Origin of the sequence: Deinococcus peraridilitoris DSM 19664 (assembly GCF_000317835.1) — a bacterium.
Lineage (GTDB): Bacteria > Deinococcota > Deinococci > Deinococcales > Deinococcaceae > Deinococcus_A > Deinococcus_A peraridilitoris.
This window is the reverse complement of the sequence record NC_019793.1, coordinates 2,281,035-2,298,993: the sequence shown is the minus strand read 5'-3', so window position 1 is coordinate 2,298,993 and position 17,959 is coordinate 2,281,035. Positions and strand designations below refer to the sequence as shown.

Annotated in this window: 19 protein-coding genes, 1 pseudogene and 1 riboswitch; of the genes and pseudogenes, 7 read left to right on the top strand and 13 right to left on the bottom strand. The window is 64.8% G+C overall.

Annotated features, from left to right (window positions below):
• Window positions 1-53: 53 nt before the first annotated feature.
• The 7 genes from cbiD to DEIPE_RS11225 form a co-directional block, all read right to left on the bottom strand.
• Complete coding sequence (gene cbiD, locus DEIPE_RS11255; protein WP_015236090.1) at window positions 54-1,178, bottom strand: cobalt-precorrin-5B (C(1))-methyltransferase CbiD; 1,125 nt, start codon at window positions 1,176-1,178, stop codon at window positions 54-56.
• Window positions 1,178-2,770: a precorrin-8X methylmutase gene (locus DEIPE_RS11250; protein WP_015236089.1), complete on the bottom strand. Its 1,593-nt coding sequence runs from the start codon at window positions 2,768-2,770 to the stop codon at window positions 1,178-1,180. The genes cbiD and DEIPE_RS11250 overlap by 1 nt, the downstream gene beginning before the upstream one ends.
• Window positions 2,767-3,453: a cobalt-precorrin-7 (C(5))-methyltransferase gene (locus DEIPE_RS11245; protein WP_015236088.1), complete on the bottom strand. Its 687-nt coding sequence runs from the start codon at window positions 3,451-3,453 to the stop codon at window positions 2,767-2,769. The genes DEIPE_RS11250 and DEIPE_RS11245 overlap by 4 nt, the downstream gene beginning before the upstream one ends.
• 10 nt (window positions 3,454-3,463) lie before the next feature.
• On the bottom strand, window positions 3,464-4,162 hold the full coding sequence (locus DEIPE_RS11240; protein ID WP_041230852.1) for a HoxN/HupN/NixA family nickel/cobalt transporter: 699 nt from the start codon (window positions 4,160-4,162) through the stop codon (window positions 3,464-3,466).
• A gap of 73 nt (window positions 4,163-4,235) precedes the next feature.
• Window positions 4,236-4,868 (bottom strand): cob(I)yrinic acid a,c-diamide adenosyltransferase, encoded by a 633-nt coding sequence (gene cobO, locus DEIPE_RS11235; protein ID WP_015236086.1) that lies wholly within the window; start codon window positions 4,866-4,868, stop codon window positions 4,236-4,238.
• Between the two features lie 108 nt (window positions 4,869-4,976).
• Complete coding sequence (locus DEIPE_RS11230) at window positions 4,977-5,846, bottom strand: ABC transporter substrate-binding protein (RefSeq protein ID WP_015236085.1); 870 nt, start codon at window positions 5,844-5,846, stop codon at window positions 4,977-4,979.
• 148 nt (window positions 5,847-5,994) lie between these two features.
• Window positions 5,995-6,137: riboswitch (cobalamin riboswitch) on the bottom strand.
• Window positions 6,138-6,154: 17 nt separating this feature from the next.
• Window positions 6,155-7,345, bottom strand: coding sequence for an aminotransferase class I/II-fold pyridoxal phosphate-dependent enzyme (locus tag DEIPE_RS11225; RefSeq protein ID WP_015236084.1), 1,191 nt, complete (start codon window positions 7,343-7,345; stop codon window positions 6,155-6,157).
• Window positions 7,346-7,436: 91 nt separating this feature from the next.
• Between DEIPE_RS11225 and DEIPE_RS24985 the strand changes: the two genes are divergently transcribed.
• A complete protein-coding gene (locus DEIPE_RS24985; RefSeq protein WP_342663260.1) occupies window positions 7,437-7,949 on the top strand; it encodes a transposase family protein in 513 nt (170 codons plus the stop codon).
• Window positions 7,876-8,271, top strand: a pseudogene (locus DEIPE_RS24980) (transposase family protein); the annotation flags it as partial. The gene DEIPE_RS24985 and the pseudogene DEIPE_RS24980, both read left to right, overlap by 74 nt.
• Window positions 8,272-8,302: 31 nt before the next feature.
• On the opposite strand, the gene DEIPE_RS24005 reads toward DEIPE_RS24980, so the two are convergent.
• The 3 genes from DEIPE_RS24005 to DEIPE_RS22285 all read right to left on the bottom strand — a co-directional run bounded on the left by DEIPE_RS24005 (window position 8,303) and on the right by DEIPE_RS22285 (window position 10,566).
• The gene (locus tag DEIPE_RS24005; protein ID WP_157448842.1) at window positions 8,303-8,668 is read right to left on the bottom strand and encodes a hypothetical protein; all 366 of its coding nucleotides are present in this window, start codon (window positions 8,666-8,668) and stop codon (window positions 8,303-8,305) included.
• Window positions 8,669-8,678: 10 nt separating this feature from the next.
• Window positions 8,679-9,779 (bottom strand): IS4 family transposase, encoded by a 1,101-nt coding sequence (locus DEIPE_RS11210; protein WP_015231253.1) that lies wholly within the window; start codon window positions 9,777-9,779, stop codon window positions 8,679-8,681.
• Window positions 9,780-9,891: 112 nt separating this feature from the next.
• Complete coding sequence (locus tag DEIPE_RS22285) at window positions 9,892-10,566, bottom strand: transposase family protein (RefSeq protein ID WP_245557530.1); 675 nt, start codon at window positions 10,564-10,566, stop codon at window positions 9,892-9,894.
• 317 nt (window positions 10,567-10,883) lie between these two features.
• Here DEIPE_RS22285 and DEIPE_RS11200 point away from each other — a divergent pair, with 317 nt between their 5' ends.
• The gene (locus tag DEIPE_RS11200) at window positions 10,884-12,212 is read left to right on the top strand and encodes a lipase family protein (protein WP_015236082.1); all 1,329 of its coding nucleotides are present in this window, start codon (window positions 10,884-10,886) and stop codon (window positions 12,210-12,212) included.
• Window positions 12,213-12,343: 131 nt separating this feature from the next.
• Entirely contained in the window at window positions 12,344-13,135 is a 792-nt protein-coding gene (locus DEIPE_RS11195) for an HAD-IIB family hydrolase (protein WP_015236081.1), read from the top strand.
• Between the two features lie 87 nt (window positions 13,136-13,222).
• On the opposite strand, the gene DEIPE_RS11190 is transcribed toward DEIPE_RS11195, so the two are convergent.
• The gene (locus DEIPE_RS11190; RefSeq protein WP_015236080.1) at window positions 13,223-13,462 is read right to left on the bottom strand and encodes a hypothetical protein; all 240 of its coding nucleotides are present in this window, start codon (window positions 13,460-13,462) and stop codon (window positions 13,223-13,225) included.
• Between the two features lie 194 nt (window positions 13,463-13,656).
• Between DEIPE_RS11190 and DEIPE_RS11185 the strand changes: the two genes are divergently transcribed.
• Entirely contained in the window at window positions 13,657-14,190 is a 534-nt protein-coding gene (locus DEIPE_RS11185) for a hypothetical protein (RefSeq protein ID WP_015236079.1), read from the top strand.
• Window positions 14,191-14,459: 269 nt separating this feature from the next.
• Here DEIPE_RS11185 and DEIPE_RS11175 read toward each other — a convergent pair whose 3' ends face one another.
• Complete coding sequence (locus DEIPE_RS11175; RefSeq protein WP_015236077.1) at window positions 14,460-15,002, bottom strand: histidine phosphatase family protein; 543 nt, start codon at window positions 15,000-15,002, stop codon at window positions 14,460-14,462.
• A gap of 240 nt (window positions 15,003-15,242) precedes the next feature.
• Between DEIPE_RS11175 and DEIPE_RS11170 the strand changes: the two genes are divergently transcribed.
• Window positions 15,243-16,436 (top strand): hypothetical protein, encoded by a 1,194-nt coding sequence (locus DEIPE_RS11170; RefSeq protein WP_015236076.1) that lies wholly within the window; start codon window positions 15,243-15,245, stop codon window positions 16,434-16,436.
• A gap of 137 nt (window positions 16,437-16,573) precedes the next feature.
• Here DEIPE_RS11170 and DEIPE_RS11165 read toward each other — a convergent pair whose 3' ends face one another.
• Window positions 16,574-17,008: a hypothetical protein gene (locus DEIPE_RS11165; protein WP_015236075.1), complete on the bottom strand. Its 435-nt coding sequence runs from the start codon at window positions 17,006-17,008 to the stop codon at window positions 16,574-16,576.
• Window positions 17,009-17,260: 252 nt separating this feature from the next.
• Here DEIPE_RS11165 and DEIPE_RS11160 point away from each other — a divergent pair, with 252 nt between their 5' ends.
• Window positions 17,261-17,941: a hypothetical protein gene (locus tag DEIPE_RS11160; protein ID WP_015236074.1), complete on the top strand. Its 681-nt coding sequence runs from the start codon at window positions 17,261-17,263 to the stop codon at window positions 17,939-17,941.
• The last annotated feature ends 18 nt before the right edge of the window (window positions 17,942-17,959 follow it).

Sequence of the window (17,959 nt, the reverse complement as noted above, 5' to 3'; positions counted from 1 at the left end):
CCCCCCATGCTGGACGAGCGTTCAAGCGGCAGCTCCCCATGCTGGATGAGCGTTCAAGCGGCAGCTCCCAGCGGCGTGCCGTCCAGGGCAAACAGGCGCACCTGCACTTGCCGGACGCTCGGGACGCGCGCGTGGCAGGCGCGCGCAATGGCGTTTTCCACGGCGAGCCACAGGTCGCGGCGGATGGGGTCTTCGAGTTGCACGATGATGTCCTCCACGGTGTTGGCGTGTTCCAGGCGGCGCGCGAGGGCTTCACCGAAGCCGCAGTCCCGTGCCACGCGCGCCACGGCGGGCATCGCCATGGGGCTGCGCTGGCTGTGGGTGTCCCACGCGCCGTCGATGGTCTTGGCCAGCTTGCCGGGGTGCCCGGCCAGCCACAGGGTGTCGAGTTCGAAATTCAGTTCCTGCAGGGCAGTCTGGGCCGCGTCGAGGGCGTAGCCGACAAAGTTCGAGATCTGCACGAGGCGCTTGCCGTCCAGCTTGAGGTGCGCGCGCGCGTAGTCACGCCCGAGCTTGCCGGGCGTGAAGATCACCGCGTCGGGCCGGTCTCCCAGCGCGACCCGCACGTATACCTCGACGCTCGCCATGTAGGCCTCCTGGCTCATGGGCTCCACGACGCCGGTCGTGCCGAGAATGCTGATGCCGCCCAGAATGCCCAGGCGCGGATTGAAGGTGCGCCGCGCGATTTCCTCGCCGTTGACGCAGCCGATTTCGAGGTCGAGACCGGGACTCGCGAGCTCTGGCAGCACTTCGGCGACCGCCCGGCGCATCATGGCGCGCGGCGTGGGGTTGATGGCGGGCTCTCCGACGGGCACGCGGATGCCCGGCTGCGTAACCGTCCCGACGCCCGCTCCCGCCAAAAACCGCAGCTCACCCACGGTGTTTTCCCGCACGACGGCGGTGATGGTCGCGCCATGGGTGCTGTCCGGATCGTCGCCGCCGTCCTTGAGCACTTCGGCGCGGACCGCGCCGTCCGCCAGACGCTCGACGCGCCCGACCGGCACGGTCAGGAAATGCTCGCCGTCCGGCAGGCTCACGTCCACCTCCGTGACCACCTGCTCATGGCGCAGCAGCAGCAGTGCCGCTTTCACGGCGGCAGTCGCGCAGCTTCCGGTCGTGCGCCCGCGCCGCAGGCCGTTCTCGGCAGGGGCGAGCAGGTCAAGGCGGCGCAGGGGCATCAGGCGCGCCCGGCTCCCTGACCGGCTGCCAGGCGGTTTTTCGCTTCGATCATCAGGGCGTTCACGGTCGCCGCGGCCCAGGGGGAGCCGCCACGCGTGCCCCGGTTGGTGACGCGCGGCACCTGCAGGGTGCGGCGCAGCTCCTCCTTGCTTTCGCGTGTGCCGACAAAGCCCACCGGCAGGCCGATCACCAGATTGGGGCGCCAGCCGTGCTCCCTGATCAGGCGGACGGTTTCAGCGATGGCCGTGGGCGCGTCGCCGATGGCCACGACCACGTCGTTGCCGAACTTCTGCCAGGCACGGCGGATGCCGGCCGCCGAACGGGTGATGCCGGCCTCGCCGGAAAGCAGGTGGGTCTCCCTGTCGTGGACCCCGCACCAGGTTTCGATCTGCAGCTCTTCGAGCAGGGCGCGTTTGAGGCCGCTCTGCACCATCGTCACGTCGGTCACGACGCGCCGGCCGAGCAGCAGGGCGCGCACGCCCGCCTCGACCGCGCCGGGAGACAGGAACACGTCCTCGACGATGTCATAGGCGCCGCTGGTGTGCACCAGGCGCTGCAGCACGCCCCGGTGCTCGGCGGGGACGTCCGACCAGTCGCGTTCGCGCCCGATGATCTCGAAGCTTTCCGCTTCGATGGGGTGCGGTTCGTACGGGGTCCACACCGCTTGCCGGGGCGCGTCCTCGCGGGCGAGCAGGCCGCGCACGTGCCCGTGGTGCCCCATCTGCGGCTGGCCCACCTGTTCCTCGAAGCCCACGATCTGAATGCGGTACTTGCAGAGCGAACAGTTCATGTGGGCCTGTCCTTCGCGCCCCTCGCGGGCCCGCTCGAAAAACACCTCCGCGACGTGTGGATGGGCCCCGAGGTAAGAGGCCCGGAGCACCTCGATTTCCGGATGACGCTGCGCGAGGGCGTCCGCGGCGGCGTACACCCGCTTGACCAGCACCCCGTCGAACAGAAAGTACGGCAGCACGATCAGGCGCCGGAACCCCAGGCGGGCCGCGAGGCGCAGACCGTCCTGCACCAGGGGCCGGGCGGTGCCGCTGTAGCACACATAAGAGGCGCCGAAGCCCAGGCCTTCTTCGAGCATGCGGGCGAGTTTGCTGATCTCGCTGTTGGCGTCGGGGTCGCTGGTGCCGCGCCCCACCACCACCAGCAGCGTCTCGTCGCGCCGCACGACCCGCCCGGAGGTGCCCTCGGCGGCCAGCAGGCGCTCACGGCACAGCTCCAGGATCAGCGGGTGCAGGTCCATCGCGGCGGCGTAGTGAAACTTCACGTCGGGGTACTCGCGCTGCAGGGCGAGCAGCTCGCTGGGCATGTCGTTCTTGGCGTGGCTCGCGGCGAGCAGCACGCCCGGCACCATCACGATTTCCCGGCTGCCGCGCGCGATGTTCTCACGCACCGCCTCGTCGATGGTGGGCGAGGCGAACTCCAGATAGCCGTGCGTGAAGACCTGCTGGCCCGCACGCTGACGCATCAGCGCGGCCAGCGTTTCGAAGTGACGCAGGCCGTCCGGGTCACGGCTGCCGTGACCGGCCAGCACGATGCCGTAGTCAGGCGTCAAGTGGTCAGGCGTCAGGTGGTCAGGCGTCAAAACGTCTCTCCTTCCAGGCCGGTGGGAAACGGCTGCAGGTTGCGGATCAGCATGATGCTGAGGTCCGAGAAGTCGCCGGTGAGCTCCGCGAGCGTGCCCTTCCACTGCGCTTCCTCGCCGGTGAGGTTCTCCCACACCTCGACCGGGTGCTGCGCGGACGTGCCCTGCGCCAGCAGGAAGGCCGCGATGTCCCTCGGCATGAAGTCCCAGGGGCGCGGAATGACGATGGCGTTGCGCCCGTCGGCGAGGGCGTTCGTGAGGTGGGTCCGGAAGGGCGAGAGGTCGCCGCGGCGGTGAAACGTCACGAAGGTGGTCTCGTCGAAGCAGACCCGTCCGCGTGACGCCATGACCTGCGCGCTGGAGATGCCGGGAAAGGTCTCGACCGGGTGCCCACAGGCTTTCTCGACGCGCTCCAGAAACTGAAAACCGCTGAAGTGGATGTCACCCATGAACACCACCGCGCAAGTCTTGCCGCCCTGGTGCAGGGCGGCGACCTGCTGAAGTTTCTCGGTCTGGTCCCGGTAGCCCATCGTGATGACGGTGGCGTCCGGGCGAATCAAGGGCCGCACGAGGTCCACCACGGTGCTGAAGCCCGCGACGACCTCTGCCTCCTGCACGCGGCGGGCCCCGCCGCGCGTGAGGTAGTCGAGGTGGCCGGGACCGGCGCCGATGCAGGAAATCACGTGCCCACCGTCACGTGCCCACCGTCAATCTGGCCTGCGGATCGCGCAGGCACCACAGGCGCAGCGCGACCAGGGCGCTGAACATCAGCACGCCGAGCGGCAACGCGAGCGTGCCCAGGTCAAGGCCCGCGAAATGCCCGAAGGCGAAGGCAGTCGAGAACGCGACCACCAGCCAGCCGATGACGCGCGACGCGCTCTCGGCACGCGGGCCCCGGCTGCGCTGCACCCGCGCCGCCAGCAGGCCGTTCACGCCGTCGGTGATCAGCATGCCGAAGGTGAAGGCGGCGCCCAGCAGCAGCGGGCTGACCTGATTGGCAAGCGACAGCGCCGAGAGTTGCGTGACGGTCTCAAAACCGATGGCGAGCAGCACGCCCATCGCGAGCGGCCCCAGCACGAGCCAGCGGCCCGGCAGGCCGGCCCCCGCCCCGGCGTGGGTATGCGCGGCGGGGCGCAGCAGGCGGTACAGGTTGGCGCCCGCGACCAGCAGGAACAGCCAAGGCGAGAGCCAGTCCAGCTCGACCTCGCCCAGGAGGCGGTCCACCCCGAGCGCGAGGACCGTGACGACCCCACCGTGCCCCAGCGCGAACAGCACCCCGTTCCAGCGGCTCGGCCGCAGGCGCGCGAAGCCGTCGATGATGGCCAGGTGATCGGCGTCGAGGCCGTGACGTAAGCCCAGGGCGAATACCAGGGCGAGAATCGAGAAGTCCATATGGTCCTTTCTGTGCCAGCAACATGGCGCTCGGCCTGCAGGTGCTGGTGTGGCGCTCAATACTGGTGTACTCTCAGTGCTCGATGCCTGCCTGCGCCCCGATGCCCGCCTCGTAGGCGTGCTTGACGGGCTGCATCTCGGTGACGGTGTCGGCGAACTCGATCAGCTCCGGCAGCGCCCGGCGGCCCGTGATGATCACGTGCACTTTGGGGTCGCGCGCTTCCAGGGCCGCCCTCACGTCCTCCCAGGCGACCCAGCCGTAGGCGAGCGCGTAGGTGAACTCGTCGAGGACGACCATGTCCCACTCGCCGGACAGGATTGCTTCCTTCGCGGCGTCCCAGCCCGCCTGACCCAGCGCGGCGCTCTGGTCGAGGTCCTTGCTGCGCCAAGTGAAACCGTCCCCCAGGCCCTGAAAAGGCACCTCGAGTTTTTCCAGGCTGCGGTGTTCACCGAACTTGGCGCGTTCGTGCTTGATGAACTGAAAGAGCTTGACCTTCAGACCGCGCCCGCTGGCGCGCAGCATCAGGCCCAGCGCGGCGGTGGTCTTGCCCTTGCCGTTGCCGGTGTTGACGATCACCAGGCCGCGGCGGCGCGCGCCGGACGGGCCTCCCTCTTTCTTGTGGCGTTCGCGCTGCGCCTCGAGCTCCTGCTGTTTGGCGGCGCGGCGCTCCTCCAGGCTCTTGAATTCCTCGCCTTGCTCGCTCACAGAACAACTCCCTCCTGGCAGCAGGTCGCTCCACCATGAGGGAGCGCGAAGGAACGCGCCTCAAGCTGGCCAGAGACCAGGAAAACACACGCCACAACAAGCCTCACCTCAGAACCGCTCGGGGTGCAGCAGCTTGGCCAGCACGCGCAAGGCGACCGCCAGACGCGGGCCGGGGCGCGACAGGGCGTCGATCTCCTCGGAGGTGGGCTGGTACACCTTGCCGTTCTTCACGGCGGCGATGGTGTTCCAGCCGGGCCGCTTGGCGACGTCCTCGGCTTTGGCGTTGATGATCACGCTGGGGCTGGCGCTCACGACCAGTTCCGGGCTGATCTTGGGGAAATCACCCAGATTGGCGGGAATGACGTTGCGCCCACCGGCCTTGTCGAGCAGGCTGCCGATAAAGCTGTTGGGGCCGGCGGTGTAGCCGCTCGGGTCGACCTCGTAGTACACGCTGACCTTGGGCGCGCCGCGCACCAGGTTCTGCACCTCGTTGAGGTCACGGCGCAGCGAGGTGATCAGGTTGAGCGCCTGCGGTTCGCGGTTCACCAGCTTGCCGATGGTGGAGATCTTTTCGAAGACCTCGTTGTAGGTCTGGGCAGTGCCGCCGTACACCGTCAGTCCGGCCTTTTCGAGCTTCTCGGTCAGGCGCGAGCTGGCGCTTTCGTCGGCGAGGACCAGATCGGGCTTGAGCGCCACGATGGCCTCGATGTTGGGCTGAAAACCGCTGCCGACCTTCGGGATCTTGTCGGTGACTTCACGCGGGTAGTTGCTGAAGCGGTCGATGCCCACCAGGTGGTTGCCGACCCCCAGCGCCACGAGGGTCTCGGTGTGGCTGGGCAGCATCGCCACGATGCGCTTGGGTTCACTGTTCAGGGTGACGCGGCGCCCGAGGTCGTCGGTGACGGTCAGCGGATACTGGGTGGCCAGGGCCGAACCCAGGGACAGGGCGAGCAGGGCGGTCAGGGTACGAATGGACATGAGGACTCCTCAGGGGTGAATGGCGTTAGTCCGGGCGCGAAGGCATGACAAGCCGCCCTGTCTCCCAAAGGGACAGAGCGGGCTGAAAATCAAGAGTTCTGCGAAACCACGGGTGATGCCCCTTTCGTCGAGAGGTGCCCTCAGCGTCGTATAGAGGGCTTCCCTGGCAGGCATTCGGGCTCGCCGATCATAATCGGCACACCGCTGCGCAACAGCGCCGGATTCTCACCGGACTTCCCCATCTTTCAGTTCGGGCTACGCGCCGCGAACACCAGGTGAGGTCATGCTAGAGTCCGGCGCCCGCAGAATCAACTCGCGCCCTCCACGCCTTTGGCCAGGAACGCCGCGAGGCGCTCCACGGCCCCCGCAAGGGCGCCCGGTTCGCGCACCAGCGCGAACCGCACGTACCCCTCGCCTAGCGCGCCGAAGGCCGAACCGGGCGCCAGCACCAGACCGGTCTGCACCGCGAGCTGCTGCGCGAATTCCAGCGAGTCCTGCCCGGCGGCCGGGGGAAGTTCCCACCAGACGTACATGCTGGCGCGGGGCAGCTGCACCTCCCAGCCCTGAGCGCGCATGGCCTGCACCAGGGCGTCGCGGCGCGCCTGGAAGACCGCAGCTCCCGCGCGGGCCACTTCGGGAGGCAGGCTGAGGGCGTGCGCGGCCGCGCGCTGGATACCCAGGTACTGGTGAAAGTCGACGGCGCCCTTCACCCGCGCAAGCGCCGCGAGGGCCTGCGCGTTTCCAGCGGCAAAGCCCACCCGAAAGCCGCCCATGTGAAAGCTCTTGCTGAGAGAGTGCAGTTCCACGGCAATGTCCAGCGCACCTTCCACCTGTAGCACACTGGGCGCGCGGTATTCGCCGAAGGTCATCTCGGCGTAGGGATGGTCGTGCACCAGCAGCAGGCCGTGCTCGCGGCAGAAGCGCGCGGCGTCCTCGAAAAAGGGCAGCGGGGCGGTGGCACTCGTGGGGTTGTTGGGATAGTTCAGCAGCAGCACCTTCGCGCGGCGGCGAACGTCTTCGGGAATGGCCCCGAGGTCCGGCAGAAAGTCACGCTCTTCACGCAGCGCCAGAAAGTGGACATCGAGCGAGGCGAGGCGGGCAGCACCCAGATACGGCGGGTAACCTGGGTCGGGCAGCAGGATGGTATCGCCGGGGTCGGTGACGGCCAGCAGCAGGTGCGCCAGGCCTTCCTGCGCACCGATCAGCGGCAGCACTTCGCGCTCCACGTCGAGGGTGACCCCGAAACGTCCCTGAAAGTACCCCTGGGCGGCACTTCTGAGTTCTCTGGTGTCGCTGTGCATGGGGTAGCGGTGGGTGGCAGTGTCCGGAACGGCGTGACAAAGGGCGTCGAGCACGCTGGCCGGTGGAGGCAGGTCACTGGAGCCGATCGACAGATCGATGATGTCCAGCCCTGCTTCGCGGGCCCGGGCCTTGGCGCGGTCCATGGTGGTGAAGACACTGTGCGGCATCGAGGCCGCCCGCCGGGAAACAAAAGACATACCGGCAGTCTAAAGCGGGTGGCCGTTGCATTGCTGGAGAAAAGCACTCCATCAATAGACCTCCTGCGAAAGTCGTGGGCTAGGGTAGGGGATGGCGCACGAGCGGTACGAACGGACGATGAAGTTGAACCGCGTGCGGTTCAAGCGGCGAACCGGGGTGTACCCCGAAACCTTCGAGGCGATGCGCGACGTGCTTGATCAGCGCGAGCAGGCCAAGACAAAGGCGGGCCGTCCCGCAGCGCTCACCCCGGACGAGCAGTTGCTGCTCACACTGGAATTCTGGCGGGAGTATCGCACTCAAGCTCACCTCGGCGACGACTGGGGCGTGCACGAGACCACCGTGCTGCGCACCGTCGAGCGTGTCGAAGCCGCCTTGCTGGCCAGCGGCCAGTTCTCCTTGCCGCGTCGCTCGGCGCTGACGACCGAGACGGTGTACAGCGCGGTCCTCGTCGACGTGTCCGAAGTGCCGTGCGAGCGACCCAAAAAAACAGCGGACGTGGTACAGCGGCAAGAAGAAGCGGCACACCCAGAAGATGCAGCTGATGATCGAAGCCGTCACGGGGCGGATTCTGTGCGTGGGAACCGGTCGCGGTGCGACCCATGACCTCACGCTGCTGCGCGACTCGGGCGTTCGGGTGCACCAAGAAACCGCTCTGATCACCGACGCCGGGTATCAGGGCATCGCCCACGATCACACGCTCTCGCTGACCCCGCATAAAGCCACAGCGCGCGTCCCGCTCAGCGAAGAGCAGCGGCACGAAAACCGCGTGCTAGCGCACTTCCGCCAGAGGATCGAGCATGTCATCCGACGGCTGAAGATCTTCCGGGTGCTCAAGGAGACGTATCGTCATCGTCGCAGGCGCTTTGCGCTGCGCCTGCACCTGATCGCCGCCCTCGTCAACCTTACCCTTGACGTGCAGTCATGACTTTCGCAGGAGGTCTAATGCATATACGACGTTACTCTACTTTTTCAAAGTCATCGCTCTTGTATTCACTCCCTGATATAACGACTCCTCCTCCAGTCCTAGTTATATTCAAATTGATATTAGCTTTTATATCCTCCTTGCATTCATTTTCGAAATTTTCCAATATCTCTTGGTTTGGGCATATGTAGATCCGGAGAAAACCATCAGGTCTCAGTTCCCAGTAGCCTTGTATATCTTGTTCATTTCCTACGATGTAGAAGTCCTGGTCATTCTCTAAGCTCAGCGTCGCGCCGAAGCCATTTTTATATGTTCCTTTCAATTCATCGGCCTTAATATTGATTCCGCCATCGCATGAGACTAAACAGAACAGAAGAATTAACGCAACGACTGATTTCAAGTCACTCACCTCAGTACCCCACAACTTGGATTGAGTGGTGTGCTGGAGCGGGAAAAGGCTGCATGACAAGCGCCAAAAGTGTCAGGCAGTCACTCGTGTCCCAACGCAAAGAAGCGGAAAGAAGCTCCAGGCCGTACCTGACGAGGCTCACTGCACGGCGTCCGTGTTTTTTGCGTTTGATGGGCCGCTGCTGGTGACACCACACGCCGACACGCAAACACCATGCCAAAGCCAGCGTGACTACCCCGAACAAGCGTTCCAGCCGATCCGGCCTGGTCATGGCACTCGCCTCCAGGTCGAAGCCTCTGGATTTCTGAGTGCTGAAGGTACACTCCACGGTCCAGCGCAAACGATACACCGCCCGCGTCTCGTCGATCTTCAGGTCGGTCGCCAGGGCGAGCAGTTCCCCGGCGTCGGTGCGGGTGACGACCAGTTGCATGACGTTGCCGTACACATTCGCTTTTTCGAGCAGCGCGACCACTTGTCCGGGCTGCACGTACCCCCAGCCCTCGTCGAGCCGCACGTCGTCGATCCGAGCGTCACCTCGGATGCGCAGGCAGCGTTTGATGCCGCGCCGCCTCAGAAACGTGAACCACGCCGCCCCGACGAACTCACGGTCGGCAACCAGAACACGCCACCGCTTCGCGGGCAAGACCTTGAGAAGTTGAGCGACCAAACGCTCACGCACTCCGGTGTCGCTGCTACCCCCGTGCGGCAAGGCCATCCACACGAGGGGCAAGGTGAAGCCTTCAAGCACTACGCCCAGCACAAGGAGGTTCAGGTCGGCTTCGCCGTGTTCCCAGTTCGTGCGGTCCATGGTCATGACCAGCTTCTCGTCGGGCAGCAGTGGCACGAGGAGCTTCAAGAAAACGTCGCGATCGAGCTGAGGGTCGTGTAGGCAGCGCTCGACTCGGCGCAGCTTGCTGACGGCACCGACTGTGCCGGGCAGATGGAGGGCAAGCTGGGCGTGCTTGGTCGAGCGAGCTTGAATCAGGGCGGTGACGACGTCGGCGAGGCGTTGCAGGGTATCTCGGCGTAGGAATGGCAGATGGTGCTTGATGACCTCGCCGAGCTTGGTAGGATCAGCCAGAGCGGCTTCTTGGAGCGACACACTCCCTTGATGCCGCTCTTCTTGTGTCTACGCTGCGATCAAATCGCCCTTCAGGACGTTACCCGAACCAAGTTGTGGGGTACTGAGGTCACTCACCTCGCCCATACTCCAGCTATTTTGGAGTTGAGAAGTAGTAAAACTGCTGATAATCACCTTTGTAAGTACCTGGCGCGGAGGACCGTGGCTTGCTCTCTCCGCTGGTGCTTTCTGGGTTGAACGGGTTCCTGAGTAGCGACTCTGATCCCGTCTTGTTATAAATGACGACGGTAGTGGAATTACCAGTCTTGTCGACGGTCAGATTATACGAGCCGGTGAAAGTGACAGCTCCGTTTCTACCTTCACACCCGTGACGGCTTCGATCATCAGCTGCATCTTCTGGGTGTGCCGCTTCTTCTTGCCGCTGTACCACGTCCGCTGTTTTTTTGGGTCGCTCGCACGGCACTTCGGACACGTCGACGAGGACCGCGCTGTACACCGTCTCGGTCGTCAGCGCCGAGCGACGCGGCAAGGAGAACTGGCCGCTGGCCAGCAAGGCGGCTTCGACACGCTCGACGGTGCGCAGCACCGTGGTCTCGTGCACGCCCCAGTCGTCGCCGAGGTGAGCTTGAGTGCGATACTCCCGCCAGAATTCCAGTGTGAGCAGCAACTGCTCGTCTGGGGTGAGCGCTGCGGGACGGCCCGCCTTTGTCTTGGCCTGCTCGCGCTGATCAAGCACGTCGCGCATCGCCTCGAAGGTTTCGGGGTACACCCCGGTTCGCCGCTTGAACCGCACGCGGTTCAACTTCATCGTCCGTTCGTACCGCTCGTGCGCCATCCCCTACCCTAACCCACCACTTTCGCAGGAGGTCTAATCCATTTCCACCCGCTCCAGCACCGAGTTCACTCGCTCCGCTCGGTCATATGGATTGGCAAAAATTTACCAATCCATATGACAGCGCTTTAGGCCTGTCTGGCCACCGACGGGAAGTACGCCCGGGGGCGTGAGGGCTACAGGCCGGGAAGTGCAGAAATCCTGACTGGCACGTACGTCTTCATGAGTGAACAGGTTTAACTTTTCTTAACTGCGCTCCCAGTTCTTGCGTCACGATAGTGCAGAGGTTCAAGTTGCCACACCTGCCCCGCTTTCCCCGTCCGCTTTCCGTCTTCCTTCTCGTCGCCCTGACCGGTGGAGTGAGCAGCAGCGCACTCGCGGCGCCCGCCGTAAAGCCCTCCGTTTCCAGCACTCCGGGCCGCGTGTTGTCAGTTCAGGACCGCGGCGCCGTGACCCAGGCCGCCGTCGGCCCCGCCACGGCGAAGCTGTATTCGCGCTCGGGTGCGCCAGACGCCAAATACGGGGTGCAGCGCTACCGCCTCAACTTTCAGAGCACCGACGAGCGCGGGCAGCCCATCACGGTCGCGGCGCAGCTGTACGTGCCGGTCATGGCGACGGGCGCGCGGGTGCCGCTGTACGTGATGGGTCCGGGCACCACCGGCCTCGACAATGCCTGCGCCCCGACGCGTGAGGTGGTCAGCCAGGACAATTGGGGCGACTATGAAGCGCACATGCTGTCCTACGCCGCGCAGGGGTACGTGGCGATTTTGCCCGACTGGGCGAACTTCGACGACGCCTCAAAGCCCCAGCCGTACTTCGTGGCGAATTCCGAAGGGCGCATCATGCTCGACGCGACCCGCGCCGCCCGCAGCTTTTTCCAGGGCGTGAGCGCCGTCACGCCAAACGAGCACACCTTTTTTGCAGGCTTTTCGCAGGGCGGGCACGCCGCCTTCGCCGGGGCCGACCTGGCGGCTTCCTACGCACCCGAACTGCGCATCAGCGGTGTGATCGGCTACGCGCCCGCCATGGACGTCGCGACACTCTTTCGTGAGCGCCCGGCCCTCGGACCGTACCTGGCCCGCAGCTACGCCGCCTATTACGGCCTTGACCCCGCCAAGGTGCTGCAGCCTCGCTGGCTGGCCGCACTCGACCGGGAAGCGGGCAAGATGTGCGTGACCCAGGTCTACCGTCACTATCCCCACGTGGCCGAAAGCATCTACCGCCCCGAGTTTCTGGCAGCGTTGCGCAGTGGGCAGATTCAGCGCTACGACGCGAACCTCGCCCGCATGCTCAAGAGCAATGCGCCCGGTTTCGCGCCGCAGGGCCGCGTGATTCCTGCCCTGGTCCTGACCGGCATGACCGACCCCATCGTGACCGCGAACGCGCAGCTTTCGTTCATGCGCAAAAGCTGCGCGTTCGGGCGCGCCATCGTGCAGCGCGAGTACGCGGACGCCAACCACTTCCAGGCACGCCAGTTCGGCTTCCGTGACACCCTGGCGTGGATGGAAGATCTCAGCAGGGGCAAGGTCGCTCCCAGCAGCTGCACCGAGGCGAAATACAACATCCCCAAGCGAGCCAAAAAAGCCGAGGGAACGCCGGTTTTCGTCAGCCAGAACCGCTGATTGACGGCTTGCAGGGCCGGTGCCGCCATGACACCGGCCCTGCTGGCATCCTGGCCTGCCTGACTTTTTGCTTTCGCCAGGATCACGATCTCCTCAATGAATCCCTGACCCGTGGGCGCTAGCCTGTGGGCATGCTGCTCGCCTTTGACCTCGACGGAACCATCGTCACCCGTGACCGCCAGCTGCCAGAGCGCATCCGGCAGGCCATCCTCGCCGCCCGGCAGGCCGGACACGTCGTGACGGTCATCACCGGGCGTCACCTGAAAGGCACCCAGGCCATTCTGGACGCGCTGGAGATCGACTGTCATTACGGTACCTGCCAGGGCGCGCGCGTACACGGCATCGGCACAGACCACCATGTAGAACTGCACCTCGAGGACGAGGTGGTACAAGAACTGCTCACGCGCTTTGGAAGTGACCCACGCGCCGAGTTTTTCCTGTCGACACGCGACACGATGTTTGTGCGCGACCCGAATGCGCAGGGCTGGGCCTGGGCGCGGGGGGAAGGTCAGCGGCTGGTCGCTCACGGCACTTATGCGGGGGAACGGGCACACAAATTCATCGTGGTCAGCGAAGACGCGCCAAAGGTGCAGGCGGAGTTGCAGGCGCGCTTTCCCGAGCTGGCCTATTACCTGTGGGACGACCGCTTCCTGGAAGTGGTGGCGTCGGGCGGCACCAAGGGAAACGCGCTGGCGCACCTGGCGGCGCTGCACAGCGTGCCCCGGGAGGAGACCATTGCCTTCGGCGACGGCGTGAACGACATCAGCATGCTGCAGTGGGCCGGGCGCGCAATTGGGGTCGGTCACCTGTCGCCAGGAGTCGCCGAGGTGATCGACGAGCACATTCCCGCTCCCGAGGAGCTGGGCGTGGCGCACTGGCTCGAGCAGCACCTGCTGGCCCCCGCACTGCAGCCCACCAACTGAGCGCCCGCCTGCCCAAGGCTTCTTGCCAGAATCAAGGGCGGGATCAAGGGCGGGTCTTTTCAGACCCGCCCGCTCACCGGCATCCGGCTACCCGTTGCTGACGTGGTAGATTCGCACGGCCATGTCGTCACCCGTGCTGGGGTCGCGACGGGCGACAAAGGTATGCTCACCCGCCTGAATTTCGTAGAGGTGGTTGTTGACGGCGCGCTGCGAACCGGGTCGTTCGATCAGCACACGCGTGCCGGGCGAAAGCACCGGTCCGTCACTGGTTTCCTGCAGCAAACCCTCGTTGCCGACTTTGTCCGGATGATAGATGACGAGTCGCATATCTTAGGCTAACGCGTGTGCATCAGTGTTTTCCTTGGTTTGACTAAAGTAAGCGTTCTCTTCTTGCCGCTCTTGAGCGTGTGAAGATGAGTCGGCGATTGAATAATGCCCAAGCGCTTCTCACCGTTGGGCGCTTGCCTTTCATGCTGGGCCCCGTAGGGTAGGCAAGACATTCGCGCCCAAGGAGGACCATCGTGTCAATCACTCGCTTTTTGATTCCGCTCATGCTGCCCCTGGCACTTGGCGCCTGCGGACAGACCGCGGGAAACAACCAGGACAGGGCGCCCCGTCCTGCGCCGGGCACCCCCGGGAACCCGGCGCCCGGAAACCCGCAAGCTGTCCGCGCGGACATGTTCCGCGGCACGTCTCAGTGGACCATCACCCCACCGGCACCCGGAGTGGCCACTCAGGGCAGAATCCAGTGGAGTGCACCCAGCAATACGGGAGGTGGCTTCACGGTCAGGGGCACGCGGCTCGACTGCACCGACGCGGCCCAGGCAGGGACCTGCTCACCGGCGGGCACGGCAGAACTGACCGTGAACGGTGAAATGATCGAACTCGAACTGCGCGGCACTGACCAGGGTCTGTTTTTCCGCGGGCAGGACAATGACCTTATGGCCGAAGTGAGTGGCAGTTCATACAAACTGCAAGGATCGGGATCGTTGCAGCGAGCAGAAGACCTGTTTCCCCGCAGCGCCGATTTCGAGCTGATCACCTCGGCGCCGTAACCGGATCACCGGCCCGGGTGACCCTCACCCGGTTGTCGGCTTCGGTAGCAGGCGCAGCACCCCCGACGGAACAATGGCAAGGTGACCGTCGGCGAACTGCACACGTACGTTGGCGGGTCTGCTGCCCGGCCTCGGCAAAGTCACCACCTGGCAGAGCTCGCCACGCCGGGCTTCATCACCCTTTCCGCTCTTCGGCCCGTAGCGGTAAAGCTGACCTTCGACCAGCCAGCGGTACCGGCGTGCGTCGGGTGGGCTTGCCTTTTCAGACGTCATGAGATGGAGATCCGGCGAACCTGAGACCCCTGGTCCGTCAGATCAAGGCGGTACACGTCAGGATTGCGCAGTGCCTGCCAGTGCTCAAATCCTGCGGTGCCATCGAAGTAATGGAGCAACAAAGTCAACAGGTTTCCGTGGGTCATGATCACCGTCCGCTGCGGCCGGTCAAGCACTTCGTGAAGGACGCTGACGCCACGCGTCATGGCCACACGGCTCGACTCACCTCCTGGCAGACACAAGTCGAAGTCGACAAAGGACTCCGAAAGCCGCTCGCGCCAGTCCTCACGGGCGTGACCGCTCAAGACGCGCTCTGACAGACGCGCGTCCGTCTCGACTGACAACCCCAGTCTGTCTGCGAGTGGCTGAACGCTGTGCACGGCCCGGACAAACGGGCTCGACACGATGCGCTCGATGCGCTCTCCCAGCAGACACTGGGCGAGAGCCTGTGCCTGGAGTTCTCCCGAAGGCGTCAGCGGCGCGTCCGGCGCCTGTCCGGTGGCCGCACAATGACGAACAAGAAACAGCGTCCTGCACATTACTGCATCTTGGCATGTCCTCGGGCAGTACGCCTGCCAACCTGAGGGCAGACTCTACAGGCAGGGTGGAAACACAGATCAACCCGCCAGCCCAATGCCCAGGGCAGAAACACACGATTTCTTGGGAGAAATACCAACGCCGGCGCCGGCTGTATTACCCTCGGGAAAACCCCTTACCGGTGACCGATGAAATACACTGATGAAATACACAGTGCAGCAACGGCATCAAAGGATTAACCCATGAACTGGAAAATACCAGCACTCCTCGGACTGACTGCCGGACTGCTCGGGCTCGCCGTCGAGCGGGAGCAGTCCGGCAATTTGCGCGCACAGGTGAGGGCGGGGTCAACCGTCCTTGCCCGGGCGCCCGGTACGGTCGCGGTGCCCGGCTCGGTTCGGGAACGGTCGGCCACGCTGCGCACCCCCGCACCCCAGAACTTCGGCGCCCTGCAGTTCACCCGGGCCTTTGGCACCTTTTCGGCGGCGAATGGGCGCTTCACGCCGCAGCCTTCTGCCAACGGGGCGGGCATCAGGCTCGGCGCCGGCACGTTCGTGCGGCTGCGGCTGCACAATCCCGGGCCGCGCACACTCACGGGCGTCACCCTGAGCGAACAGCCCGACACGCCGCTGGGGCCCGCTCACACCTGGCAGCTCATCCAGGTGCCGCCGGGCGTGACCGTCAAGCCCAACGGACAGGGGGGGTTCAGCGCGGGCGGCCTCACGCTGGGCGCCGGTGAGACGGTCGAACTGATCTACCAGGTGCAGCCGGGCGGCAGTGGTGAGTACTGTGCGCTCGCGCGCGCCACCGCGCCGCAGAACCCGGTATCCACCCAGAGCACGGTGTCTACCCAGAGCACGGTGTCTAGCCAGAACCCCGTGTCCGCCCGTGCCTGCCTCACGGTGCGCGAGTTCCGCCCGGACGGGCACGTGTACATCGCGGAGTCCCGTGACGCCGACCCCAGTACCCCCATCCAGAAAAACCGCAACTACAGTGTCATCGGCGGCTTCGAGGTCAACCTGGGCGAAACCTACGAGACAGTGGTGTACGTCGAAAATCGCTGGCAACCGTGGCAATCGAACGCCAGTGGCGTGAACGTGCCAGTGTATGGGCAACTCCCCCTCGGCAGGGGAGGCCACTTCACGGGCGAGGGCTTCGAGGTGGAGTCCGTCCGTTACGCCCTGATCGACCAGCGCAAGGAGCCGGGCGTCACGGTCGCGTCCGGAGAGGTGAAAGTCGACGCGGGTGGGCGCTTCGGCCTGTGGCGCACACTGCCGCGCGAACACGTCCTGACGCTCACCACACGCATCAAGTACACCAGGCCGGGCCGCTACTGCACGTACGGGCCATTCCTGAACGGGCACGGCTACCCCAACACCATCCAGTACCCCAAGCAGCACTGTGCGCTGGCGCGCGCCACAGCAAACGAACGCTAACACTCCCGCACGCCGCCTGGCCCGCCGAGCGGCTGAGTGCGTTTGTCCGGTTTCTTGCTGAAAAAAAGTACTCCATCAATTCCATTGCTCGGTCAAAGACATTGCAAGCAGTCCGGAAAGGAGCCGCATATGTGCAACTACCCGCACCCTCGCAGCTGGACAAAGTCCGCCTCGTCGAAGGTGACGCTGTCAACGTTTGGAATGCGCTCAAGGCGCTCCGGTGGATACAGGGTCACGCGGTCGCCGAACCACTCGACACGAACCTCCTCGTGGTCCGCCCACTCGTCGGGGCCCATCCAGTAGGCCTTGCGAACTTCACGTGGCTCCCTGGCACCACAGGCGAGCACCACCTCCTGCCGAGCGATGGTCGTCCACGCCACGCCGATCAGTCGCAAGTCTGGAAGCGCCGTGTTCGCGGTCGGTGGCCGCCATACAGCAGCCTGCACTTCTTGCGGCCGCGTCGTCCAGTGGCCCCAGGCCAGCACTGCGAACAGAACGAGAGCAGCGAGGGCAAAGAGGCCGCCGATGACGAGCCCAACCTTGCCAGCGATGTTCAGTGCGACGCCGAGCATGCCGCTACTCTACAACCAGTCCGATACATCGTATTGCCGGCGACAGAAGCTCAGCGCCTATGAGGCAGCGCCGTCGTCAGCACCCACCGGAACTTGGTTATCAGGTCTGAGTGAAACACGCTTTTACGTGGCCCTATAACTACCGCCGAAACATTCGCTGGGAGCGCAAGCTCAGGCCAAGTCCTAGGTATGGTGCAATCGTCCGCCGTATTGTTGTTGTTACACCGGCTCGTCGGCGTGTTATGACAATTCATGGCCACCCGAGAAGCACTCGCTGACGTCCTTGCCTACCTGCGACAGCATGCGGAGCGGGCGGACGACGCAACAACCAAGGCGGACGTGCCACATCAACAAGCCGATGATGCCGATTGGGACCGTACCCCTGCTGCTCTCGCGCTTCGGAGTGCCTTGCTTGCCCAGGCGGCAGAATGTCTCACGACTCGCTTCCACCATTGGAGTGAGGGCGGTGACGAGGAGTTCGATTCATTTTTGGAGGCCCGGCGCACCGTCGTTCGTGAAAAGGTCGCGGGAGACTGGGAAGCAGCGGAGGCTGAGCTGAGTCGGCCCAGGTCCTTGCTGGTGGCAGACCCGGCAGCCTCGATTTTTGATGGCGCGGCACAGGCGGCCAGCCAGGGGTACCTTGACTTCAATAACATCCCACCTTGGGACACCTGGCTGATGACCTTGCCCCCGGTGCAGGACAGCAGCGGCCAAGCTCTGTTATTGTGCTGGGTCCCCAGGTGGGCGGAGGATTTCGTCAATTTTGGGATTGCGGTCGAGCCTGTTCAGTGTCTCTCCTGGGCCTCCTTGATTGACGGTGCAGTTCAGTTACGAGGCTGGGGGCAAGAGTGGGACCCACAACCAGTGGAGGCTGAATGGCCAGGCTCACAATTCCAGCCGGCAAAACACTGGCGTACGCCAGCGCTTCTATGAGAGGCGTTGATCAGGTGC

Coding starts and splice junctions, on each gene's coding strand:
- DEIPE_RS11190 (WP_015236080.1), bottom strand. CDS start 13,462: ATGCGACTCGTCATCTATCATCCGGACAAAGTCGGCAACGAGGGTTTG.
- DEIPE_RS11240 (WP_041230852.1), bottom strand. CDS start 4,162: ATGGACTTCTCGATTCTCGCCCTGGTATTCGCCCTGGGCTTACGTCAC.
- DEIPE_RS11195 (WP_015236081.1), top strand. CDS start 12,344: ATGCTGCTCGCCTTTGACCTCGACGGAACCATCGTCACCCGTGACCGC.
- DEIPE_RS11225 (WP_015236084.1), bottom strand. CDS start 7,345: ATGTCTTTTGTTTCCCGGCGGGCGGCCTCGATGCCGCACAGTGTCTTC.
- DEIPE_RS11165 (WP_015236075.1), bottom strand. CDS start 17,008: ATGCTCGGCGTCGCACTGAACATCGCTGGCAAGGTTGGGCTCGTCATC.
- DEIPE_RS24985 (WP_342663260.1), top strand. CDS start 7,437: ATGGCGCACGAGCGGTACGAACGGACGATGAAGTTGAACCGCGTGCGG.
- cbiD (WP_015236090.1), bottom strand. CDS start 1,178: ATGCCCCTGCGCCGCCTTGACCTGCTCGCCCCTGCCGAGAACGGCCTG.
- DEIPE_RS11160 (WP_015236074.1), top strand. CDS start 17,261: ATGGCCACCCGAGAAGCACTCGCTGACGTCCTTGCCTACCTGCGACAG.
- DEIPE_RS11175 (WP_015236077.1), bottom strand. CDS start 15,002: ATGTGCAGGACGCTGTTTCTTGTTCGTCATTGTGCGGCCACCGGACAG.
- DEIPE_RS22285 (WP_245557530.1), bottom strand. CDS start 10,566: ATGAAGTTGAACCGCGTGCGGTTCAAGCGGCGAACCGGGGTGTACCCC.
- DEIPE_RS11230 (WP_015236085.1), bottom strand. CDS start 5,846: ATGTCCATTCGTACCCTGACCGCCCTGCTCGCCCTGTCCCTGGGTTCG.
- DEIPE_RS11170 (WP_015236076.1), top strand. CDS start 15,243: ATGAACTGGAAAATACCAGCACTCCTCGGACTGACTGCCGGACTGCTC.